Annotated in this window: 14 protein-coding genes and 1 tRNA gene; 10 read left to right on the forward strand and 5 right to left on the reverse strand. The window is 42.4% G+C overall.

From position 1 onward, the window contains the following. Positions 1–69: 69 nt before the first annotated feature. Positions 70–1620, reverse strand: coding sequence for an alanine/glycine:cation symporter family protein (locus tag PSYCG_RS02295; RefSeq protein WP_020442782.1), 1551 nt, complete (start codon positions 1618–1620; stop codon positions 70–72). A gap of 969 nt (positions 1621–2589) precedes the next feature. Between PSYCG_RS02295 and PSYCG_RS02300 the strand changes: the two genes are divergently transcribed. From PSYCG_RS02300 to PSYCG_RS02315, 4 genes are all read left to right on the forward strand, one after another. Beyond that, positions 2590–3222 (forward strand): LemA family protein, encoded by a 633-nt coding sequence (locus PSYCG_RS02300; protein ID WP_020442783.1) that lies wholly within the window; start codon positions 2590–2592, stop codon positions 3220–3222. A 264-nt stretch (positions 3223–3486) separates the two neighbouring features. Beyond that, positions 3487–4644, forward strand: coding sequence for a TPM domain-containing protein (locus tag PSYCG_RS02305; protein ID WP_020442784.1), 1158 nt, complete (start codon positions 3487–3489; stop codon positions 4642–4644). A 91-nt stretch (positions 4645–4735) separates the two neighbouring features. Further along, a complete protein-coding gene (locus tag PSYCG_RS02310; protein WP_020442785.1) occupies positions 4736–5260 on the forward strand; it encodes a TPM domain-containing protein in 525 nt (174 codons plus the stop codon). Between the two features lie 91 nt (positions 5261–5351). After that, positions 5352–6350 (forward strand): adenosine deaminase, encoded by a 999-nt coding sequence (locus tag PSYCG_RS02315; RefSeq protein WP_020442786.1) that lies wholly within the window; start codon positions 5352–5354, stop codon positions 6348–6350. 11 nt (positions 6351–6361) lie between these two features. On the opposite strand, the gene PSYCG_RS02320 is transcribed toward PSYCG_RS02315, so the two are convergent. Then, on the reverse strand, positions 6362–7162 hold the full coding sequence (locus PSYCG_RS02320) for an NAD-dependent deacylase (protein WP_020442787.1): 801 nt from the start codon (positions 7160–7162) through the stop codon (positions 6362–6364). 35 nt (positions 7163–7197) lie between these two features. Between PSYCG_RS02320 and PSYCG_RS02325 the strand changes: the two genes are divergently transcribed. Beyond that, entirely contained in the window at positions 7198–7557 is a 360-nt protein-coding gene (locus PSYCG_RS02325; RefSeq protein ID WP_020442788.1) for a hypothetical protein, read from the forward strand. Positions 7558–7748: 191 nt separating this feature from the next. Here the strand turns inward: PSYCG_RS02325 and PSYCG_RS02330 are convergent. Further along, a tRNA-Arg gene (locus PSYCG_RS02330) sits at positions 7749–7825 on the reverse strand. A gap of 298 nt (positions 7826–8123) precedes the next feature. Here PSYCG_RS02330 and PSYCG_RS02335 point away from each other — a divergent pair. The 4 genes from PSYCG_RS02335 to queF all read left to right on the forward strand — a co-directional run bounded on the left by PSYCG_RS02335 (position 8124) and on the right by queF (position 11913). Further along, positions 8124–8801 carry a c-type cytochrome gene (locus tag PSYCG_RS02335; protein ID WP_041772211.1) on the forward strand — a complete coding sequence of 226 codons (678 nt, stop codon included), beginning with the start codon at positions 8124–8126 and terminating at the stop codon, positions 8799–8801. 239 nt (positions 8802–9040) lie between these two features. Continuing rightward, positions 9041–9988, forward strand: a complete 948-nt coding sequence (locus PSYCG_RS02340) for an ABC transporter ATP-binding protein (RefSeq protein WP_011512828.1) — start codon at positions 9041–9043, stop codon at positions 9986–9988. Between the two features lie 179 nt (positions 9989–10167). Further along, positions 10168–10941, forward strand: a complete 774-nt coding sequence (locus PSYCG_RS02345) for an ABC transporter permease (RefSeq protein WP_020442790.1) — start codon at positions 10168–10170, stop codon at positions 10939–10941. Positions 10942–11055: 114 nt separating this feature from the next. Further along, positions 11056–11913, forward strand: coding sequence for an NADPH-dependent 7-cyano-7-deazaguanine reductase QueF (queF, locus tag PSYCG_RS02350; RefSeq protein ID WP_020442791.1), 858 nt, complete (start codon positions 11056–11058; stop codon positions 11911–11913). A 103-nt stretch (positions 11914–12016) separates the two neighbouring features. Here the strand turns inward: queF and PSYCG_RS02355 are convergent, their stop codons facing one another. Beyond that, positions 12017–13735 (reverse strand): proline--tRNA ligase, encoded by a 1719-nt coding sequence (locus PSYCG_RS02355; protein WP_020442792.1) that lies wholly within the window; start codon positions 13733–13735, stop codon positions 12017–12019. A 605-nt stretch (positions 13736–14340) separates the two neighbouring features. Between PSYCG_RS02355 and PSYCG_RS02360 the strand changes: the two genes are divergently transcribed. Beyond that, positions 14341–15108: a DUF4230 domain-containing protein gene (locus PSYCG_RS02360; RefSeq protein ID WP_020442793.1), complete on the forward strand. Its 768-nt coding sequence runs from the start codon at positions 14341–14343 to the stop codon at positions 15106–15108. Between the two features lie 172 nt (positions 15109–15280). Here the strand turns inward: PSYCG_RS02360 and PSYCG_RS02365 are convergent, their stop codons facing one another. After that, positions 15281–16906, reverse strand: coding sequence for a cryptochrome/photolyase family protein (locus tag PSYCG_RS02365; protein WP_020442794.1), 1626 nt, complete (start codon positions 16904–16906; stop codon positions 15281–15283). Positions 16907–16983 lie beyond the last annotated feature (77 nt).

Here is a 16983-nt window from a genome sequence, read left to right on the forward strand (position 1 = left end):
AAAAAAGCCCAAGACAATGGTCTCGGGCTTTTTTAATAACTGGCTAGTAGGCAAATACTTTACAGAGGATTAACGATGCTCTTTATTTAAAGGATCTTGTGCCGCTATTCTTTGTTGCTCTTTTAGATGACGCTCTTCCCAATAAGGCGCGTTTTTGATACCGAATTTTGCAGGATCAAATGTATAGCGCGTTACACCAGCTTTACGCTGTGCTTCATAGTCTTTAAGCATGGTAAGCGTCGGACGTGCCACAAAGAAGATAACAAGAATACCAACAATATTGAGCCAAGCCATAAGACCAACACCAATATCACCAATTGCCCAAATATAACCGGCTGAGTTAAGACCACCATAGGCAACCATCACCATGATTAGGACTTTAACTAAAAATAGACCAGTTTTGTTGGCACCGCGACCGATAAAGCGCGTCAAGTAAGCAACGTTCACTTCAGCGATGTAGTAGTAAGCCAAGATGGTTGTAAAGGCAAAGAAGAAGACGGCGATAGCGATAAAGGTATTACCAAAACCACCATAGACAGATTCCATTGCCATTTGCGTAAATGCTGGAGCGTTGATTTCAGTCGTAGCCGCTACATTCTGGACGATAAATTGACCATCTGGTAATGTACCTTGGATGTTATAAGTACCCATCGTTAAGATCATAAATGCAGTAGCAGAACAAACCAGTAACGTATCAACGTAAACCGAGAAGGCCTGTACTAAACCTTGCTGTGATGGATGCTCAACTTCAGCAGCAGCAGCAGCGTGAGGACCTGTACCTTGACCGGCTTCGTTAGAGTAAATACCACGTTTTACACCCCAACCAATCGCTGCACCAAAACCTGCTTGAGCAGTAAACGCATCACCAACGATTAAGCCAAATACTTCTGGAATCATCTCAAAGTTAGCAAACATGATGATCAGTGCAAGGATAATATAGCCGATTGCCATGAAAGGAACCGCATACTCGGTAAACGTTGCGATACGCTTGATACCACCGAAGATGATGATACCTAATACCACAAGAATAATACCCAATGCTACTAACCGCATAGAGCCAACTTCTAAGGCTCCAATGTTAACGATAGAACCTTCACCCATTACCTGCGCAAAAGCACTGATAACGCCGTTTGCCTGTACGCCTGGTAGGAACATACCACAAGCAAGGATAGATGAGATTGCAAAAAGGATGCCGTACCATTTTTGACCAAGTGCGCGCTCAAAATAGTAAGCAGGGCCACCGCGATATTCGCCAGTGATTACATCTTTTTCTTTGTAAATCTGAGCCAGTGTCGACTCAACATAAGCAGTAGATGCGCCTAGGAAAGCAACTACCCACATCCAAAATACAGCACCAGGACCACCGAAGCCGATAGCGGCTGCTACCCCTGCGATGTTACCCATACCCACACGACCAGCAAGCGAGACGGCAAGTGCCTGAAACGATGAAATGCCTTGTTCACTAGATTTACCAGTAAATAGCAATTTGATCATTTCACCGAATAAACGTACTTGTACAAAGCGCGTCATGATGGAATAAAATAGACCTGCGCCCAAGCATAAGTAAATTAATGCGGGGCTCCAAATAATTCCGTTTACTAAATTGACTAAACCTTCCATATATCTATTCCTTCAACTGTCTCAAAATGACTATATATGAGGATGCATAGAGTGAGTTAACGGTTTAATATCCTTATTAAAGCCAACCACTCAAATTATCTGCATGTACTTAAAACAATGATTTAAGCTTCATATGTACATAGTCACCAAGAATGGACTGTAGTTGTCTGTGTTTATCCGCTTGGTTTATTATCAAAGTTTGGCTGTATTTGCTCATCTCTTGATAGCACTTATATATGAGTATCAATCGATTGGCGATGGTTGCCATCTTTTTACTGTCTCTTTACTTTGGTAATCCGTCATCCTGCCATAAACATAAACGCTGTTATAAATAAACCAGTGGATAAAACAGGCGGTTATAATTGTAAATACCCATCATCGTGATGGTATTCAGCTTACTATGAGCGGTATCGGCTAAGTACAATTGCGTAATAGAGTCATAAAGCGATGATTTATCTGTCTATTAATCCTTTTAAATGATAAATAAATGAATCGCTAGTACTATGAAGAAAATAAGTCCACTACCAAATGTATGCAAACCGTACAGCTACGTAACTGCAATTTGCCATATTTTTTACCCAATTACTAGAAATTTCTTCTTAGCGGCAGCTATATATATGTTATGGCAAGCTTTATTATGGCAACAAGTACCGTAGAATATGGCATAAGGTCGATTTATCTCAGTTTGGATGATTTTTCAATAATTCATGATAAGTCAGGTTATATAGATACATAGTCAAAACAGAGCGAGAGATTATGCTACAAGTCGTTGCTTGCGGTTGTGTTTTGGTAACGATGAATTGTAAAAAAAGCGTTATAGCGCCATTATTAGCACAACATATTGTAGGCTACAAAATATAAGCTTATATAGTCATAGTATTGAAGTCAGTATCAAAAAAAGCAGTCAAAAGCCATTTTAAAATCTTGTTATCAGTTGTTTGATATTTATCATTATTAGGAGAATCCACAATGACCCGTAAATCCATTGTAAAACCCATCTTGCTATCAGCTGTATTAGCCACGTCTACTGTCGGCTTGACAGGTTGTGGTTATAATAATCTTCAGGCTCAAGATGAGCAAGTGACGGCTTCGTGGTCAGAGGTGGTCAACCAATATCAACGTCGCTCGGATTTGGTGCCAAACTTGGTAAAAGTAGTACAGCAGTATGCCAAGCAAGAGCAGGAAGTCTTTACGCAAGTCGCTGAAGCCCGCTCACGCGCTGGTGGTATTACCGTAACGCCAGAAGTACTCAATGATCCTGAAGCGATGGAGCGTTATGCGGCGGCGCAAGAACAGATGACGGGTGCACTATCACGTTTGATGGCAGTGTCTGAGCGTTATCCTGAACTGAAATCTGATGCGCTATTCCAAGATTTGCAAGCGCAATTAGAAGGTACTGAAAACCGTATCGCCGTCGCTCGTAACCGCTATATCCAAGAAGTACAGGGTTACAATACGACCGTACGTCAATTCCCAACCAATATTACGGCAAAAGTATTTGGGATGAGTGCTAAACCAAACTTTAGCGTCGCGAACGAAAAAGAGATTTCTACTGCACCAAGCGTGGATTTTGACAATGGCGACTCAAAGACGGCTCAATAGCAGCAAATCAATAATGATGAATCATGCGTTTATTTCACGCCGGTATGCTTCATCTATTAAACGAATTGTGTAGCCGTCTTAGCGTTTCTTACTGGTATGAATAGGTTGCGTCTAATATTAAATATAAGCGTCTCTTAAAGCCTATTTATATCGTTAAGCCATTAAAAACAGGTAGAGCATCAAGTACTGATTAATTAAATACTTACTGATTGCCGCTCTACCTATTAATTTAGTAAAGATTTGACTTGAGGTGGTATACAGTTAATGACTCATTTAAAAACACCCCTAGCAGCGTTGTTATTCGCCCTTACTATTGGTAGCGCGTCTACATTGCATGCAGCGCCCGATGACAGTACGCTTGCTGCCGATAGCACCACGCAAAATCGCAGTGTGGAAGACTTAGTGGCTATTGCAAAAGCCGCTGAATCCAATGAAGCTATTAATGATGCTGTTTTAGGCAATGAGGCGATTAACGAAACCATACTCGGTAATGAAGATATCAATCCTAATGCATCCAACAATGAGGGCGTGGCAGAGGCAAATGCGACCAAACGTCCCCCTGTCAAATCAACTGCTGACAGTGTCGATGCGGACAAACTGATTTTGAACAATCCTGTCATCGACCAAGCTAATATCTTAAACCCACAAGAGAAGCAGCGCTTAGAAGCACAGCTACGTACAATTTATCAGCAAGGTTTGGCACAAGCAGCAGTGGTGATTGTCCCAACTACCAATGGCATGCCTATCTTTGATTATGCCTTGCAAGTTGCTGAAAAATGGCAGCTGGGTAGTAAAGACATCGATGATGGCTTGCTTGTGGTTGTCGCTGTCAATGACCGTGATATGTATATATTGACAGGTTATGGACTCGAAGGTGTACTGCCAGATGCGGCGGTCAATCGCATCATTCGAGAGGATATTACCCCGTTATTTAAGCAAAATAATTATGGAGCAGGGATATTGGCAGGCGTAACAGCCTTACAAAATCGTTTATCTGCTGATCCTGAAGTGCTTGCTCGTGCCGATGCGCAGGCAGCTGAACGTACTACCCAACAAGGCTCAGACGAGCTGCCATCTCCTATTTTTCTATTCATCATGGCGATGATATTTGGTAGCTTTATTACCAGTATATTTGGTCGAGTATTCGGTTCAGTGCTGACGGCTGGTGGTTTTGTTGCAGGCTCACTAGCATTGGGCGGTGGTCTATTTATGACCATCATTATGGCGATATTTTTATGGCTGTTCTTGATTTCACGCGGCGGCGGTAAAGGCGGGTCTGGCGGCGGTAAAGGAGGTAGAGGCGGTGGTATGATATTCCTACCGGGTATGGGCGGTGGCTTCGGCGGCGGCGGTTTTGGTGGTGGCGGCTTCGGCGGTGGCGGTGGCGGTTTTGGTGGTGGCGGCGCTGGCGGTTCTTGGTAAGCATTAGCCCGTTGTTTTTCAGTGGCTTCATAGCTACCTAGTAAAGACACTAAATAACCATTAGTAATGACGTACTTGAGGAAATAGTATCATGGCAGAGAATAACGCTTCAAAATCCAGCTTTGCCCGCTGGTGGCGCCAAGTCTTATTTATCCCCGTTTTGCATAGTAAATGGTTAACGCCCGCGGCAAAAGCTCGGTTGACAGAGCGGGTGACACTTGCTGAGCAAGGCCATCGCGGCGAGGTATTTTTGATCGTAGAAAATCATTTGCCTATTCAAGAGGCCTATCATAGCGACTGCCGTGACCGTGCGATTGATTTATTTAGTGAGTATCGAGTGTGGGACACCGAAGAAAATACGGGTGTGCTGATATACGTCAATGTTTGCGAGCATAAGCTTGAAATCGTCGCTGATCGCGGTATCAGTGCCCATGTTAGCCCAACAGTTTGGCGCGCAATGTGTGACAAAGCGGTAGTCGGTATTGCCAATCAGAAAACAGAAGAAAGCTTGACTGAATTGCTCGATGAGGTTGGTCAAGTGCTGCGCCAGTATTATCATCTGGAGCAAAACCCATCAGGTAATGAGCTATCTGATACGGTGGTTTTTTTAAAATAAACCCTGACGGCCATCAGCATGAAAGATTACACTAAACACTTATCGCTATATTTAATAAATAACCGATATACAACGCCAATACTGGAATATTATGATTGATCTAATAAAAAGACTGCCAAAAGCAGAACTGCATTTACATATTGAAGGCTCGCTCGAGCCTGAGCTTATGTTTAGATTGGCAAAAAAGAACCAGATAGAGATTCCTTATAAAGACATAGAGGATGTGCGTAATGCTTATAATTTTACCAATCTGCAGACGTTTTTAGACATCTATTATGCCGGTGCCAATGTCTTGATTACGCAGGATGACTTCTACGATTTGACATGGGAGTATATTCTCAAATGTGTCGAAGACAATGTCATTCATACAGAGATATTTTTTGATCCGCAGACGCATACGGCAAGAGGCGTGGCGTTTGAGACAGTCATAACAGGCATCAAACGTGCACTGGCTGATGCCAAAGCACAATACGGTATTACCTCTTGTATTATCATGTGCTTTTTACGGCATTTATCACAAGAAGAAGCGTTTGAGACGTTAGAGCAAGCATTGCCATTTAAAGACGATATTATCGGTGTCGGTTTAGATTCTTCAGAATTAGGCAATCCGCCATCGAAGTTTATAGAGGTATTTAAACAGGCAAAAGAGGAAGGCTTTAAGTTGGTTGCCCATGCTGGCGAAGAAGCGGATTTCTCTTACATTTATGAAGCGTTGGATTTATTGGATATCAGTAGAATCGATCATGGCGTGCAATCTATCAAAAGCGCTGAGCTGATGCAGCGTCTAAAAGATGAGCAGATGCCGCTCACCGTGTGCCCGAATTCTAATATCGAGTTGAGAGTATTTGACAACTATAAAGAGCACAACATCAAAGAGCTGCTAGATTATGGTCTAAATATCACTGTCAACTCAGATGACCCTGCTTATTTTAAAGGCTATATTAACCAAAACTTCATCAATATCAGTGAGAATTTGCCATTAACAGAAGATGATATTATCACCTTGGTAAAGAACTCTTTTAGATCGTCATTTATCAGTGATGAGCTAAAGCAGCAGTATTTAGACAAAGTAGATCAAGCGGTAGGTTAATGGTTTGTCTATTATAGTACGCCCATTCTTTTTACTAACTCTGGCAGGATGACACCAGCTTTTGCTGCCAGAGTAATATCGACTAGCGTATTTGGTGTCGGATAAGGATTTATCTCGATAATTTTGGCACCGTTATGTTTTGCCAGTTGTGCCAGTCCGGCAGCGGGATAGACGAGGCTGGAAGTACCGATACTAATAAATACATCACAACTCGCGGCAGCTTCCTCTGCTGTCTGCCACTCGTGCATCGGTAACGACTCTCCAAACCACACAATATCAGGTCTGATATAACCATCACAATGCTGGCAAGTCACTAGAGCTTCATCAAAGCTGATGCTATTCTCGCTGTCATAAGCGCCTTTTAATTGGATTGTATAAGGTGTCTGACATTGATTGCATCGATTACGCCATAGATTGCCATGCAGGTGGGTAACAGCGCTGCCTGCTTGCTCATGCAAATCATCGACATTTTGAGTAATGAGGGTTAGTTGCTGATTAGTCGATTGACTGTGATACTGCCACTGTGCCAATGCCGTATGGGCAGGATTGGGTTTTTTACTAGCCACGAGCTGTCTGCGCCATTGATACCATGACCAAACCAGCTTTGGGTCGCGAGCAAAGGCATCTGGTGTCGCCAAGTCCTCAGCCCGATAATTCTCCCACAAGCCAGTTTGCTTATCACGAAAAGTCGGAATACCGCTTTCTGCTGAAATCCCTGCGCCAGTTAAAAGGCAAATATGCTGTTTCGATTCTAATAGTTCGGCAGCACGCTCTACTTCTGCTATTAACGCTGATGATAATTCTGCTAACATAAGCTAACCCTTGCTAATAATGGATATCCTTTCTTATGATAGACGGAATTTGGTGGCTTGTCATATTGACGGCAGTTATCGTTGGACTATGGTTTTTTGCAAAATCACGTGCGCCAAATAACTTACATGACACAAAGTCAAAAGATAAGAAAAAACCGATAAATGACGCCTTACAAAAAACGGCGGAGATGATTAAGCAGTATTTTCCTGATTATCGAGTGACACGAAAGGGCAGTCATTTGCTCGTTACTCGACAAAATATAAAAATCGCGATGATTACGATCGACCCCAAGCTTGCTGCTAGTCAACGCCGTTTGGGTGATATACCAGTGATTAATTATCAGCGTGTACCTAGCCGTGCGCAACTAGATGCCAATTTGCAAGAGGCAGAGTAGATTGGTACGAATATTTAGCTAGGAGAAGTAACACTCCGTCATAAGTCAGCATAAAATGGAGTTAACAACAATATATACAACATTTTATAGGTATTAACAGACGAGCTTATTAATGATAAAAACTTCAAGGTTTTGTTTTAAATGGTCTTATAGATTTGAGGTAGTGCTGAGAAATGGCGAAATACGATGATTGGTGCGCTCGGCGGGAATCGAACCCACGACCCTCGGCTTCGGAGACCGATACTCTATCCAACTGAGCTACGAGCGCAAAAGTGCCTAGAAATAAAGACCGCTTAGTCTAACAAATAAAAGTCATAAAGCCAATGAATGAAGCCAGCTATTGAGGTTTTTTAAGAAAAAACAGCATAGTCCGCAAACAGGCATGGCAATCTACCCGTCTTTTCCCTTATAATGTCAGGGAGAATCCATATTTATAATCACCGATTACAAGTGCGCTCGCATGCGGGATGGCTGTTTGCTATTGACAACGGTTTGTTGTCAAAGGAGGACAGACAGAATGTCTAAGTCATGCTGACCCTTGTATACGTAATAAGAGAACGTGACGAATGAGAAAAGTAGTTATGTTATCGGCAGCTGCCATTCTAGGAATCGCTAGTATCGCTGTGAGCCAAGCTGAAAGTGCTATAGATACACCCGTTACTATATCTGCTGTCGCAGAAGGCAAAGAGGTTGTCGAAAATGCCCCTCAAAAGCTAGGTGATGAGCCTCAAGCGGCGGCTGACACCACGGATGGCGCTGCTTCTGCTGATGCAACTGCACAAGCAAACGCGACAGCAACAGATGCACCAGCCGAGGCAACTGCGGCAGCCGCACCAGCTGCTGTTGAAGAGCCAATTCCACAAGATACGCCGCAAGTACAAAAATTGATTGCATTGTATCCGAACCTGATTGCTCGTATTCAGCCTGTTGCCAAAATATGTTTTGAAGAAGATGAAGTTTGTGACGTGACGGCTCGTTCTGCTGGTCCAGCTGCAGGCGATGGTCCTCGTGATGGTAAAGCAGTCTATAACGCAGTATGCCAAACTTGTCATGCGTCAGGGCTGCTCGGCTCTCCTAAGTTAGGTGATGCGGGTGCTTGGGGACCTCGTATAGCAAAAGGTAAAGATACCCTATATACCCATGCTATCAATGGTTTCAATGCTATGCCTGCCAAAGGCGGCGCAGATATCCCTGATGAAGAAGTGCAAAATGCCGTTGATTATATGGTTGGTGAAGCCAGCTAGTTTTTATGGCTAAGGTGCTTTAATATCGCACTTTAAAAGGCAATAAATAAAAAGCACCTATCTCATAGTGAGGTAGGTGCTTTTTTATGTATGATTGATAGGACTCATGTCGTCGTTATGATATTCCACCGTTGAAATAGCTTCCCTTCAGCCTCACATTAATACACGACAGCAACGATTATAAGAATTGGCATGCTGATACAGCATTTTTTAGATTAATCATTCATAAAGAGGTATTCATGTCTGAAGTACCAGCACTATCGATTCAGAATTTATCCAAAACTTATAGCAACGGATTTTCGGCATTAAAAGATGTCAGTCTTACGGTTCCGCAAGGGGGATTTTTTGCGTTACTGGGACCAAATGGTGCTGGTAAGTCAACGATGATTGGTATCATTAGCTCGCTCTTTAAGCCAACAGCGGGTAGTGTCCATATCTTTGGTACGGACTTGTTATCTGATCCCTCAAAAGCCAAGCAGTTTTTGGGCGTAGTACCACAAGAGTTTAACTTTAATCAGTTTGAAAAAGTTGAAGACATTCTTATTACTCAAGCAGGCTATTTTGGCATTGCAGCAAAAGAAGCAAAACCGCGTGCAGAGAAGTTGCTCAAAGCTTTGGGACTTTGGGACAAACGTGACAGCAAATCGCGTGAGCTCTCAGGTGGTATGAAGCGTCGATTGATGATTGCACGGGCGCTCATACATAAGCCACGTCTATTGATATTAGATGAACCGACTGCTGGGGTTGATATTGAGCTACGTCGCTCAATGTGGGAGTTTATGGAGCAGATTAATATTGAAGAAAACACCACCATTATTCTAACTACGCATTATCTTGAAGAAGCTGAGCAGCTGTGTAAGCGTATCGCGATTTTGGATCACGGTGAAATTCGTATCAATACTGAAATGAAAGACTTGCTTGCGCAGTTATCGGTTGAGACTTTTGTCTTTGATGTGGCGACTCCGTTAACACATCAAATAGTATTAACGGGTGTGACGGATGTCGTGCAGCCGGATGATTTGACGATTGAGGTAACATTGACAGAAGGTGAGTCGTTAAATGGTGTCTTTACTCAATTGTCTGAGCAAGGTATTACGGTCGCGAGTATGCGTAATAAAGCCAACCGTTTAGAAGAGCTGTTTATGCGTCTGGTAGATAAAAGCCTACATGAGCCTTTAAGCTCGTAGCTCTTTAGCATTAGCTACCTTTGAAAGTTGGTCTTTATAACGAATTTTTATGAATAATAAGACCGTATTAATAAGTCTTCATTCAACATGTATATTAAATAGAATAATCAGATAGGCAACTCTGTTTGCACTAGAGACTATTTACTCTAGCAAGCATAGGCGCTTAGGAGAGATACCGCATGAACTTTGCACAACGCTGGATTGCATTTCGCACTATTTTGGTCAAAGAAGTGCGCCGAATTCTACGTATTTGGCCGCAGACGTTATTGCCGCCAGTCATTACCATGAGCCTGTATTTTGTCATCTTTGGTAAGATGATTGGACCACGTGTAGGTGAGATGGGCGGTGTGCCGTATATGCAGTTTATCGTGCCTGGTTTGATTATGATGGCAATCATCACTAACAGCTATTCTAATGTGGTCTCAAGCTTTTTTAGTGCCAAATTTACCGCCAGTATCGAGGAGCTTTTGGTCTCGCCCGTATCAAAACATGCTATTTTGATGGGCTATATCAGCGGTGGTATTTTCCGCGGATTAGCGATTGGTATCATTGTCTCGATCGTGGCGCTGTTCTTTACTGATTTGGGTATTGAACATTTATTTGTGACCATATTTACTGTCCTTGGCACCTCTATTCTGTTTTCATTGGGCGGCTTTATTAATGCTGTTTTTGCCCGCTCTTTTGATGATATCTCCATCATTCCAAGTTTTGTATTAACGCCGCTGACCTATCTTGGCGGGGTGTTTTACTCCATGGAAAACTTATCACCATTTTGGCAAAATATCTCATTATTGAACCCAATCGTCTATATGGTCAACTCATTCCGCTACGGGATTTTGGGCTATTCTGACGTCAATGTCTGGTATTCAATGGGCGCTATTTTTGCTTTTTGTGCGATATTTTATACCATTGCCTATCGACTATTAAGTGACGGCTCGCACGTACGTTTGTAGGAAGAATAAGGTTTATATAAATCTTTCATTCCGTTCGAGCACTTGAACTGGTTAATAATTTTACTAAAACTTTAAATGTTATTTAATTTCAATCATTACTATTAGGAAATACCAATGAGTATCCACGGTATCTTGGGTGAACAAACCACTGATTATCCAACTGAGTATAGTCCAGAGACGTTATATCCGATTGCTCGTAGTATGGGGCGAGAGGTCATTGGTTGGCAGGATGATAAGCTAGAGATAGGTATCGATTGGTGGCAGGCATTTGAGCTGTCATGGTTAAATGAGCAAGGTATATCGCAGGTCGCGATAGCACGCTTTGGCATTCCGGCAAGCTCGCCATTTATTGTTGAATCAAAGTCATTGAAGCTTTATTTAAATAGTATCAACTTTACTGAATTTGGTAGTTGGGAAACAGTACAAACGCTGATAGCGAAAGATTTGTCGAAATGCGTACAAGCTGAAGTTAACGTTGAATTGTTTGACTTAGAGGATGAGCATTCAGGGCTATTGATCGCTCAGCCTTATGGCATTTGTATTGATGATGCACTAGCGGACAGTACTGAGAAAGTAGCATTAACGCTGCATCCTGATGCGTCATTATTAGAACATGATTCAAGTGATGCTAAAATATCAGAGGGTAAAACTTTTAGCTTTTATTCTAATCTATTACGTAGTAATTGTCCGGTGACCAATCAGCCAGATTGGGGGACATTGGCAGTTTCAATAACCACTAATAAGCCAGTTAATAACGCAAATATGCTGCGTTATATATTAAGTTTCCGTCAGCATAATGGCTTTCATGAGCAGTGTGTTGAGCAGATATTTGCTGATTTGAGTCAATACTATGAGCCAAGTGAGCTCATGGTTCGTGCTTGGTATACACGTCGAGGTGGTATTGATATCAATCCTTGTCGTGTGAGCGATATTGCATTATTGCCTGTGCCTAGTCGTTTGATTCGTCAATAATAAAAGCATTGTGAATGGTTTTTAAATAAAACTCTAAGAATAAAAAGCGCCTATCTCATATACTGAGATAGGCGCTTTTTATGGTACTAATTTTATCGTTTCACTATTTACCGCTGACTTTAGCTACTACTTCATCACGGCTAAGTAGTTGCTTCTCACTATCACGGCGATTAACGTATTCGTACTTGTCTTCTGCCAAGTTACGGTCAGATACTACGATACGATGCGGAATACCAATCAGCTCAAGGTCAGCAAACTTCACGCCTGGGCGCTCATTACGGTCATCAAGCAATACATTGATACCAAGAGCTTTTAGCTCCTCGTACAATGCCGTTGCTGTTTCCATAACGGTGTCTTCTTTTGATTTCATTGGCACGATCGCGACTTCAAAAGGTGCTAAAGAATCACTAATATCTGGGGTTGATGGCCACATAATGCCGTTTTCATCGTTGTTTTGCTCAATAGCAGCAGCGATAATACGGCTGACGCCAATACCGTAACAGCCCATCATCAAAGTGACCGGCTTGCCATCTTCGCCTGATACCGTGCAGTTCATCGCTTGTGAGTACTTATCACCCAACTGGAAGATATGACCGACTTCGATACCGCGTTTGATCTGTAGCGTACCTTTACCGTCAGGAGAAGGATCGCCTTCGTGTACATTGCGAATATCAACAATACGGGTGATATGCGCGTCACGCTCCCAATTCATACCCGTCGTGTGCTTGTTAATTTCATTGGCACCAGAGACAAAGTCGGACAATGCTGCTGCTGCACGATCAACAAAGACTGGCATATCAAGCTCGACGCCGATATAGCCTTTATGCAGACCAGCGGCTTTTAGCTCTTCTTCCGTTGCCATCATTAAAGGGACATTGGCTTCTTCAATTTTTTCGGCTTTTATGGTGTTTAGTGTATGGTCGCCGCGTAATACCACAGCGATAAGCTGCGGCTCACCTTCTGGCGTATGACCTTGCACAATCAATGTTTTGACAGTCGTAGCAAGTGGGACATTTAAATGCTCAGCAACGGCTTCACAGGTTGGCATATTGACGGTATCAATATTCTCGCGAGCCATCATCGCAGGCTGGCGTTCTGCCGTACTCACAGATTCTGCAAGCTCGACATTGGCAGCATATTCAGACGAATCAGAGAAAGCAATATCATCTTCACCGCTGTCTGCTAGGACATGAAACTCGTGTGAGGCAAAGCCGCCAATCGAGCCGGTGTCGGCTTGTACCGCACGGAAATCAAGACCTAAGCGCGTGAATATGCGCGTATAAGCGTCATACATCTCATCATACGTCTTTGCCAGTGATGCTTGGTCAACGTGAAATGAATAGGCATCTTTCATAGTAAATTCGCGTGCGCGCATCACACCAAAGCGTGGACGAATCTCATCACGGAACTTATTTTGAATTTGAAAGAAAGTAATCGGTAATTGCTTATAACTGCGCAGCTCGCCTTGGGCAAGATTGGTGATGACTTCTTCGTGCGTCGGTCCCAATACAAAATCGCGGTCATGACGGTCTTTAAAGCGTAGTAGCTCAGGACCATAATCGTTAAAACGTCCGGTCAGCTGCCAAAGCTCAGCAGGCTGAGTCATCGGCATAAGCACTTCTTGAGCGCCGATATTTTGCATCTCTTCGCGAACGATACGCTCGACTTTTTGCAATACGCGCAAACCCATTGGCAACCAGATATATAATCCAGAAGCGATTTTGCGAATCAGACCGGCTCTAACCATTAATTGGCTTGAAGCGATATCTGCATCACTGGGTGTTTCTTTTAGCGTGGCAAATAAAAATTGACTGGCTTTCATAAATAAAGCGGAACCTTATCGACGATAAAATAAATAAGAAATAGTAGGATGTTGAGCGTGTGGTTTGATAGCCGACGCAAGATTACCTGTTATTACTTGGTAATAGTGTAGGACATGCCCTAGCTAGAAAGTACTACAACAGACAGTACGCTAGTGAGCAGTGCGTTCGTAAACAGCATTTAAAAAAGGATATAACATATTATTTTGTATAAAAATACCAGACTTCATCGAGCGCTGTCTTTAGCATAAAGCTCGAAAAATACCTGTATACCGATATTTTAAGCATACAACCTGACTATGTTAGGTAAAGTTCGCCTAAGACGCAATGACTTTTTGTTTTTTCAGAGCGAAGGTTACCTAAAGGGTTGAATGAGACAGCTATAACTCGATTATTTACCAGTTCTAAATGTATTTATAGCAAATGAATAAGTGGTTTTTTGAAAAGGGCAGTATTGGTAATTATGTAGAGTATTGGTAGTCATTACTTGAAGTTGCTGCTTAAAAATAGCATTTATCATCTAGTATGTCGTTTTTTGTGTAGTTCTAATAATATGGCATTATAAAAATAATCGATAAAACTATGATAAAACCACAAAGGTGTTTATATGAACGATTCTGATAATCGAACTCCTCTTGATACGACTGATTCAAAAGCGAAAAAATCTATCTCTATGATGTCGTGGATCGTATTGCTTGTTGGTCTCGCAGCCATCGTTTTGGCTATCTATACTGTGCAGAATATCACCAAAGAAGAGCCCATAGAAGCCATCACTCGTGAGGGTGTGGTGACACAAATTCAGAAATTGAATCGATTGGAGACGGTGGCATTCAGCGTTGATACGGTGATTACTAGTCAGCGTTCAGGCAGTTGGATGAAGCTATGGCAAGATGAGCAAAAGGCGCTATTTATTGCTCGTGGTCGCGTAGAGGCAGGCATTGACTTGAGCGCATTGACACCTGAGATGGTACAAGTGATACAGCCTACCGAGTCGGAAGTAAATGATGCTGAAAACTCTGATGTTAATGCCCCCGTTTCTATTATGCCCCAAATTAATATTACGCTACCGCCATCAGAGATATTTTCAGTCTATCTAGATGATATTGAGATTTATGATTGGCAAACCGGTGCTTTTGGGATGATGCAAGTCGATCCAAAAATTCTAAAACAAGCACAAAGTATGGCAAAAGCCGAGGTGCTTGAACGTGCTTGCCGCGGTGATGTCATGACAATGGCGTTAGATAACGCGCAAACGCAATTGCAGCAGTTATTTGCATTAACTGGCGCAGTAGTGACGGTTACCACGCAAGGTGCTGGCTCGTGTCAAATGCCGTTAGTCGCTTCAACATCGGCGACTGCTACGGTTAACAAATAATTAAACCCATTCTCAGCAGATAATGCTTGTATAGTCAGGGAAAAGTAATATCGATACATCAAGTACTACTGATATTAATTTTTCTTGCTTGCTGTGCCTACGCAGACAGAGGCTGCAAAAAATTTATACCAGCAGCACTGTAGCGTTTTTTGAGATATTTTAACTATAGATACTACTCTTTTTTAAATTCAGCAATCGCTAATTGTCGTGCCAGTTTATGCTCAACGATTGGCACAGGATAATCAATATCTGCAAAGGTACCATTCTTATTCAGTGCCTTGCGCATTTTATCCTCGCTATGCAAGATGCTGGTAGGAATCGGTTTTAATTCAGGCAGCCAAGTCTTAATGAATATTCCCTCAGCATCATGGCTTTTAGCTTGGCTAAAGGGATTCATAATACGAAAATAGGGCGCAGAATCTGTACCTGTTGATGCGCTCCACTGCCAGCCACCATTATTAGACGCAAAGTCACCGTCTATCAGCTGCTGCATAAAGTAACGCTCACCCCAGCGCCAATCAATCAATAAATCTTTAGTCAAAAACATCGCGGTAACCATGCGCAAGCGATTGTGCATAAAGCCTGTCGCATTAAGGCAGCGCATCGCTGCATCGACTAATGGCACACCCGTTTTGCCCTCACGCCATGCTGCAAAAGCATCTTCATCATATGACCAGTTGATTTTCTTATCAGTCTCATATTTATAAGCTTGATGGCGGATAAGCGCTGGTTTATAGTCTAAAACATGGCGATAAAAATCTCGCCAAGCCAGCTCGCTTATCCAGCGGTTGATGTCGTTATTGTCACCGCTGTCAAAGTTGTCACCATCATTTCTATGTAATTTCCCTAGTGCCTGAGTAGCTTGTAAGTAGCAAAGTCTGGGACTGATTGCGCCAATAGTAAGATAGGTTGATAATTGACTGGTCGCCTGTAAGCTGGGCACATCGCGGCTTACATCATAGTTATTGATATCATCCGCGATAAATTGGTCTAATCGATGACAAGCAGTAACTTCGCCAGCAGGATAGGCAAGGCGAGCTTGGCTAATTTGCTTGTCCGTATCTATATCTTGATAGGATTTATGAGTTTGTAGATATTTTTGATAGTCGTGGACAGTTTTTTTAGACAATACTTCTATATCTTGAGTAGTGTTTGCACTGTTTTCTGATAATGTTAAATTAACTTGTTTATTATCTATGACGGCAAGTGCTGTATGAATTTGTATGTCACTAACCTCCAAGGTATGCCGCCATTTTTTATAAAATGGGGTAAACACTTGATACATGCTGTCGTCATTGGTAGTGATACTTTTCGGTGGTAAGATACATTGGTCATGCCAGCGGATAAACTCAATTTCGTTGTTTGCAAGTTGTTTGGTTAACAGTTCATCACGCGCAACCTCATTACCTTCGTACTCATGATTTGCCATCACGCAGCTGATATTATTTGTCTCACATAATGCGCTCAACGCAGCTATACAATCAGTGAAACTAGGGCAGATTTGCACGGTTAAAATGATGTTCAACTGGTGCAGTTTTTCTGCGAGGATAGGGAGTGTTCGCGCAATATGATCAAGCTGTGTAAGCGACATGTCATGTGCCTGCCACTGCTCAGGGGTAAGAAAAAATACTGCGCTGAGCTGAGCATTGTCTTCGTTTGCACGCTCACAAATGGCAGCCAAAGCAGTATTGTCATGAACGCGTAGATCACGGCGAAACCACATGAGATAATGCAGCTGATGACTACCCTCGACATTGTTGTGTGAATTATTTTTTATCGCTACCGCCGTTTTAGACATTCATCTATTCCCATATTAATCAATCGCAATCATAAACAAAACTATGAATAAAAGTATGCTAGGATAAGTTTTTGGAT

The organism is Psychrobacter sp. G, assembly GCF_000418305.1.
Taxonomy (GTDB): domain Bacteria; phylum Pseudomonadota; class Gammaproteobacteria; order Pseudomonadales; family Moraxellaceae; genus Psychrobacter; species Psychrobacter cryohalolentis.